The organism is Mycoplasmopsis primatum ATCC 25948 (genome assembly GCF_000702785.1).
Lineage (GTDB): Bacteria > Bacillota_I > Bacilli_A > Mycoplasmatales > Metamycoplasmataceae > Mycoplasmopsis > Mycoplasmopsis primatum.
Genome location: NZ_JNJV01000033.1, coordinates 1 through 7,840 on the forward strand (window position 1 = coordinate 1; position 7,840 = coordinate 7,840).

General features: G+C 25.1%; 4 protein-coding genes and 1 pseudogene. 1 reads left to right on the plus strand and 4 read right to left on the minus strand.

The window, feature by feature from the left end:
• Positions 1-314: pseudogene (locus T386_RS0103580) on the plus strand (hypothetical protein); the annotation flags it as partial.
• Between the two features lie 422 nt (positions 315-736).
• Here T386_RS0103580 and T386_RS0103585 read toward each other — a convergent pair.
• The 4 genes from T386_RS0103585 to T386_RS0103600 all read right to left on the minus strand — a co-directional run bounded on the left by T386_RS0103585 (position 737) and on the right by T386_RS0103600 (position 7,777).
• Positions 737-1,975, minus strand: coding sequence for an Mbov_0401 family ICE element transposase-like protein (locus tag T386_RS0103585; RefSeq protein ID WP_029513769.1), 1,239 nt, complete (start codon positions 1,973-1,975; stop codon positions 737-739).
• A 214-nt stretch (positions 1,976-2,189) separates the two neighbouring features.
• Complete coding sequence (locus T386_RS0103590; RefSeq protein ID WP_156935944.1) at positions 2,190-2,804, minus strand: Mbov_0400 family ICE element protein; 615 nt, start codon at positions 2,802-2,804, stop codon at positions 2,190-2,192.
• Positions 2,805-3,071: 267 nt separating this feature from the next.
• Positions 3,072-3,926, minus strand: a complete 855-nt coding sequence (locus T386_RS0103595) for an Mbov_0400 family ICE element protein (protein ID WP_156935945.1) — start codon at positions 3,924-3,926, stop codon at positions 3,072-3,074.
• A 110-nt stretch (positions 3,927-4,036) separates the two neighbouring features.
• Positions 4,037-7,777 carry an Mbov_0399 family ICE element protein gene (locus T386_RS0103600; RefSeq protein WP_029513772.1) on the minus strand — a complete coding sequence of 1,247 codons (3,741 nt, stop codon included), beginning with the start codon at positions 7,775-7,777 and terminating at the stop codon, positions 4,037-4,039.
• Positions 7,778-7,840 lie beyond the last annotated feature (63 nt).

Genomic DNA, 7,840 nt, shown 5'->3' on the forward strand with positions numbered 1-7,840 from the left:
AATCAACGTGTCTAATGGCTGTTGACGCAGGAACAAATAAAGTAGTCGATCTATTCTTTGAAGAGGGAACTGAAACGTTAAATGGATATCAAGTACTATTAGAAAATATGTTTAATAAATATGGTTATCCAAAAAAGTTGTTATCTGATAATAGAACTAATTTTTGACACAAAGAAAATGCGTATTCTAAAACTTTTTTAGAAGTTAAACAAAGAGGTATTGAATTTACAACGTCTTCTAGCCCTACATCTAAGCCACATGTAGAAAGGAAATGAGATACTTTTCAAAAAAATATTCGGATCCGTCAAATTTAAGTATGTCGAATAAAAACATCAACATAGACCTACACTAATTATAATCCAAAAAAATTTTTCAAAAACATTTTTATATTTTTTCTCTGGGGCAAAGCGTGACACCAGCATTACCCAAACATCTCCCTACACGCGCGCGCACCTTATTAGGCAAGATAAGAACTGCGCCACCCTTTAACCAAGGGGCAGTTTTATCTTGCTTTTTATATAATTTATTTATAAATTATATAAGAAAGGAAAAAATAAGTGGCGCAAACTGGCTCCAATCTGCACCAGCACTTCAAAACTGGCGCAAAACTGCACCAGAACTGGCACACGCCGAAATATTATATATACTATGTATATATAAAACACCCTAAAAACTGGCGCAGTTCTGTCCCAAATCTGCACCACCCCCTTAAAAAATACAAAAAATGAAAAGCCAACTATCTAAAAATAGTCGCATATTTTTTCATTAAATTTTGATAAATAATGATTGTTTCTATGTTTTTTAAACTATATAAACTATGATATTTACTAATATGTTTCTTAAAAAAATGATAAACGAAATGCTCCGTATAACTTTTATTTTTTAATAAATCACCAGCCGAATTTCAAATCATTTTTTTATGCATATTTATATAGTTAAAAAACTTTTCAATGTTATTTAATACAACATTATTTACATTTTTGAGTGACAATTCCTTTAAAAATTCATTTTGAACGTCTAAAAAATCATTGTATTTTTTATCATTAAAAACTTCATTAAATAAAGAACATCAGGTCTTATTAAACTTAATAGACTTTCAATTTTTAAAGACTTTTTTATTATCTTTTATAGCAAAACGATTATGCCCAAAAGTCATATTAATCATCTTTTTTATATGAAAATTATCAAGCACATAATTTACATTTAACTCTTTTTGAATCCTTTTCATTCAAGGAGCACCATCACCATTTAAAGTTATATTTTCAGCACTTAAATTTAAAGAATTAACTACATTTTCTATTTCTTTTACTTGATAATTTAGGTTATTATTTTCGTCATTTTTAGCATTAACAGGTTTTACGAAAAATAAGCATATGCCGCCCTTATTAATATCATTTTCTTTATGAAAGACCGCTTCTCTAATTCTCACTTTTTCATTTGTATTACCCATTTGAAAATACTTAAATAAATCGTCCATATTAAGACTATATTTACAATTATTAGAGTTATTATATATATCATCTAATAACTTATCATTTAAGTTTTTGATATGTTCGTTTATTTTAAATCTCTCCTTAAAATAACTTACCATTTGTTTAGAAGGATAATAATCAGGATAATTATTCCTTTTATTGCCATTTAAATAGTCTAAAATAACTTCTTTTATTAATTCAAAGTCATATTTACTATATTTTAAATTTTCAACAATTGGATGATGATAATATACAAATCTTATAAGTTTTTGAGTCTCAGGGTCTCATTTTTCATACTCAGTGACGTTTAAATAAAAAACACCAGCCCGAGTTATTCATTGTCTGGTCTTACGTCTAAAAACTTTTCAATCACTATACAGACGTTTTCGTATAATGGTTCTAAAATATCATTCAATATGATTAATTTTTTCAGCCATTTCTTTATATAACTCATATTGATAATTAGAGTTAAAAATAGCATTAGCTAATTCATTGCTTTGCATATATGTCTCACTTTCATCGTTTAATTCTTAATAATTATAAAACGAAAACATAAAAAGCAATTTTATTTTTTAATCTATTTTATAGGAATATAAAGAAAAAAGACCTTTAAAACACTTATTTATTAACAATAAAACACATTTTTTTACAAATTAAACTATTTTATAGTTAAATAAAGAAAAAGACTATTTTAGTAATAGTCTTTAAAAATATCATTTAAGGTTTAAATTTTGAAGTCTTTTTATCTTTTGAAACATCTTTTTTCATTTGAAAATCTTTTGGTATATTTCTAAACTCATTTAATTCTTTATCACTCATACAAGACATTTTTTTAATATTTTTAACAACATTATTTATTAATTCTCGTTCAACTTCATTATTAGATATTAATTTAAAAGTATCATCAGGTCTTTTTATAAACTCAAATTTATGATACGCCATATTTTTATTTAAAATGTTTTCATACAATTTATTAATTATAATTTTAAATTTTTCATTATCAATTATTGAACCGTTTATTTCATTATCTAATTCAAATAAATTTTCAAATTCTTTTCTTTCCATAATATTTATAGACGTGCAATTGACTATTTCACCATAATTATTATTTAATAAACCTTCATTAAAAGAAACATTCTCTGAATAAACTTTTCTTTTTAATTGTGTATCTCTATCAATTAAAGACTTAGCAGTCAAATAATAAACATATTCATCAGTATAAAAAACAACTAATGGGTGATAATCTCTTATTATTGAATTATCTTTATTTTTACTAATATGACCTTTACTATATTTTAAATCTCTTATTTTTCAATAACTTCCAATATTCATAATATATAAATTATAATAAAATCAAAAAAAGCACATAGTGCTTTTTCCTTTAATAAAACATCATAAGTTTTTTCACAAAAAACATATTTTTTTCACTTCTAACCCAATCTGAGCTAATTGGGAATAAAGTTGCGAATGTTTTATTGACTCAACCGTTATAGACTGTCGATTAGAGACCGCTCATAGCTCTAACTGTGGCGTCTTATGTTTATTATAACACCATTAAAAATTTTTCAAAGTCTTATTTTAATAAAATACTACATCAATTTAAGGTTTGAGAATTCTTTTTTTAGCCAGATAATATTCATCGGTTTCTTTATTTAATTTATATTCAAAATTGTCTTTACACTTCAATCCTTTTTCTTTATTAACACATAATTTAATACTTTTTAATGCTTCTTGTGTATCTTTAATGTTAGAAGTATTTATATAACTAAGAAATTTATCCTTATCAAAATGATATTTATAATAATTTTTAGTTTTTTCACTTATTTTTTTGCTATTAGTATTTACAATAGCAAGAACCTGACTATTTATCATTTTTTTATTAGTATAAATTGTTATATTATCTTTTAAATCATCTAATATTTTAATAATGTTTAACTCAGGCGGTGCAGAATTAATTCTTTTTTCTAAATCATCAACAATTAATTCTCTATCTTTATCATTTAAAGAATTAGTTTTATTATAAACATCTCAATCTATATTTTTCTCTAATAATTCCTTATCAATAATAAAAATATCTTTGGTAACTGCTACACCTTGATGGTCATTTCAATAGCCGTCATCTTGGTAAGTTTTATTATCTATTGAAACATTATGTTTAATTGTAATGTTTGTAGCAGTTTGTAATCTTATACAATAATAAGTATTGTCTTTTTTATTTTCAAAAATAACAAGTGGATGGACTTTATATTTACTATCTATACCTTTATTGAAAATATCTTTTAATAAAGGACTTATAATTTTTAAAGGTTTTCATAATTCTATATTCATATAAAAATTATACAAAAAAAGAGATATAAATCTCTCTTTAAGACGGGTTAGAACTCAAAACTTAACATCAAGCCTTAAAAATAAAACAATCATACGGCTGCTTGCTTCCCGATTACCGCGATTCATCCTTTTTTGAGTTATTTAATAATATTATAACACCATTAAAAATTTTTCAAAGTCTTTTTATAAAAGTTTTAAGTCAAAAAAGAAAGCATATTGCTTTCTTATTATACGACCTATTTAACTCTTTTACTATATTTTCTTACATAGACAAATCAAGCAAGCGTTCCAAGCCCTATAAGCCCAAATAGTCCCAAAGGAATTAAAGTGCTTAACAAAATAGTTTTCTTTTGTTTTGCTTTCTTTTTAAGACTTTCAGCATCAGGTATAGAACTATCTAAATCATTAATAGCATCATAATCTTTATTATGATTATGTATTCTAATATCAGTTTCATTTTTAGAAACACCATTAACACTTTTAAGTTTTAAAACACCGACAATTTCTTTTTCACTCTTTTTAGTAATAGCCATAATTAATAAATTAAGTGCATTAATATCAATATCATAATGTTTTTTAAATTCTAATTGATACTTCCCTTTCATCACTTTAAAAACATCAGCCAATATTTTTTCTTTTAGAATATTCATTCTATATTCTTTATAAGATAAATCATTAATTCTAATACTTGATAAATCATATAAATATTTATTGCCATTTGAGTCCAAAACTTCTTTTGCACTATTAACCACTTTAAAACTAATAGAACCTTTAACTTTCTTATGAATACCAACGACTTTAAAAACAAAGTCCGCACCATTTCCAAGCATTAACTTATTAATGCCCTCAACAAAGTTTTGAATATCAATTTCATAGCCATAAATTAAATTATGTTCTTTAAGAGCATCATTTACGTGTTTAATTATTTTATTCATTATATCTTTATAACTATTAGCATCAATTTCAACATCACTAATTTTCAAATTATTTAAATTAATATCATTAGCAATATACTTTCTTACATAGTTATAAACACGTATATTTTTAAACCCTATTTTATCACCGATTGCTTCAAGCGTTAAATTAGTAAATTTCATTAACTTTTTATTAGTTCCTATCTGCACCATTTTCATTTCATCAATAACTGCATCTAAATTTTTAATAGCAAAGTCTTTATTTCTTACTAACCCCTTAAAGTTTTCATCAATAATTTTAAGAATATATGCTTCAATTTCTTTTTTGGTATCTAAACCATTAAGATTAAATTCATCAAAATTATAACCTTCAAAAATACCACTATTAACAACAGGATCAGTATTAAATTCTTTAATTGCTATTTCAAAAGAACTATAAGGCAAATAATATTCTTTTTTGAATGAGTCCTTTAAAGAAGCATTTAATGTTAAAAGACCAGTTGAAGCATTAAATACAACACTTAAATTAAGCATTTCCAACTCTATTTCATTAAGATTAGTAAATCATAATTTTTTATGAAGCCATATTTCATTTTCAAATTGACTTTGAGTTTTAGTTTTAGCAAAATTAATAAATCAATCACTATTTACTTTTAACTCTAATGCTTGTTTATCATTAGGCGTATTAATATCACTAAACTTAATCTTTATCAATTGATAACCACTATTAGCTTCAAAAGCGAAAGACCTATCTAATGTATTAAGTTTAAGTTTTACATAAACACCGTCTTTATTAGGAGACATTTCAACATAGTCAATTTCAACACGATCCTTATAATCAAAGTCTCCTAAGAAATCATCTTTAAATTTCATAAACTTTTTCCTATTCTCAGGATCGTTAATTTTATTTTCATTAAATTGTCTATCACCTTCACTTAAAGACTCGCCATTATTAGCCCTTTTTAGCCCCTGTATTGCGTAAAGTTCTAAAAATTGATTATAACTATATTTATTATTTTCAATCGCTTTAAAAACCGGTTTTATATAATGAGTAAAAGAACTATTTTTATATAAATAGTTTATATATTTTTTATATCACTCTAAAACATCTTCATAACTTAACTTATAAATATTTTCTTTTTTGAAAGTTCCATCTTTAAGAATAAAAGCCCTTATCTTATCTCCTAAATCACTCTTTCATAAAGGCACAATTTCACCCCTATTATATTTTTGTAATTCAGTAAAGTAATTATTATTGCTCTTATCACCCCTAATCATCACTAACTTAAAGTTAGAAATAGAATTTTTAGCATTAGAACAAAATAGTCATGTTCCTTCATTTGAAAAATAAGAACTTTCACTTGTAGTCGTTTCTAACTCTTTAAAATATTTATCACCTTCTACCTTTTCAAAAGTAAAAGTCTCTTCATTAAGTTTAAATAAGGTAAAGTTTTGAGTATCACCTATAAGTTCCTTGATGCCCCCTTTTTCAATCACTACCGCTTCTGCAATAACTTTTTGAAAATTGCTTAAAGTAGAATGTGGCGGGAATAGAAACTTACTTTTATAAGGAAGTTTAGAGTCACAAGCATAATTATAATCAGGAGTATTATGATTAAAATTATTTTCAAATGTAAAGCCAATTTTTGAAAAGTCCATTAAAACTAATTGCTTTTTCGTTCCAGTTTTAGCATCAATAAGGGGGTCATATTTCGGGTTCTTAATATAATCGCCCTTTTCATTCTTTAACAACTCCCCTTTTTCATTTTTCAAATACTCTTCAATTAACTCTCTTTGATGCTTATTATTCTCAGGATCTCAAGCATACCATTTAAAGTCTTCCATTGACGACTTACTATCAATAATAAAAGTCTTTTCATACGTTAATTCTAAGTCAGTATCTAAATTGCCCTTACTTCCTGCTCTATATTTAAGAATCTGAATTTTGAACTCATTTTTCTTATGTGAATTTTCATCATTTTTCTCCGTATTTTCATCAACTATATTTTCATTCAAAATTCTTTCATTATCATTTGCATCAATTCTTAAATCATTAAGGTCTTCTTCAAAATGCCCATTTAAAACATCTATTCTCTTACCATTAATAATCAACACTTCATTTTCGCTAAAACTATCAAAACTTACTTTCATTGGTGTATGCACTATTCAGCGCCCATCATAATAAACGCCATTTTGAAGTCCAATCTCTTTTTTATCAGTTTCATCTCTTTCAGGCACGTCATCAACTAATTCCGTAGTCCCTTTTTGAAAATCAACTCATTTGCCGAATTCAAATTTAAGTCTATCAAAAATTCTCGCATTCTTATAATGATCCGTAGGAACAAATTCTATTTTTACACCCCTTATAAGCACTCTATTTAAGAAATAAATATCAATCATATTAGAATTTGCCACACTATAACCAAGCCCTAAATCTTTAAAAGTGTTTAATCAATCACTCTCTAAACTTATTCCTTTTAGTTTGTCGAACTTCTCTTTTTTAGAAACATAAAGTTTTTGAAAATACTCATTAAGTTTTTGCTCTAAATAATAAGAATTAGAGTGCACATTAAGAATTTTTTCATTAAAAGGAGTATATAAATCTCCGCCCACATCAGTAAGCGAATATATCTTTTTATTCTTTAATAAATTATCATTAAAATCGACTTGTAATTCATTTCAAAAAGTTTTTTGTTCTTCAACGTTTCCATTTCAATAATCATATTGAAGTTCAAGCGAAATAGTTCGCAAATCACGTGAAGCCAAATTATATTTATAATCAATAAAATGCATATTAATAGTTTGGACTCTACTATTTGCTTCTTTTAATTCGGCTCTTGTTTTTAAATTTAAATTGGGAATTAACCAATGTATATGTTTATTTCAATTTATTCATGCTGAATTGTCAGTCCATTTAAAAATAGTATAGTCTTTGGTTTGAACCATATTTTTAGGCAATAAATTAATATAGTTCTTTTTATTATAAACTAATTTAAAACTCTGTGTTTTATCATCTTTTTCAAAAAACTTTTTGTAAATTCCAAAAGTAAAATACGCCTTCATTAAGTACTTAATAAATATTACTAAATTTATGATTTCTATATTCTTTTTTAGGGCGAAAAACTA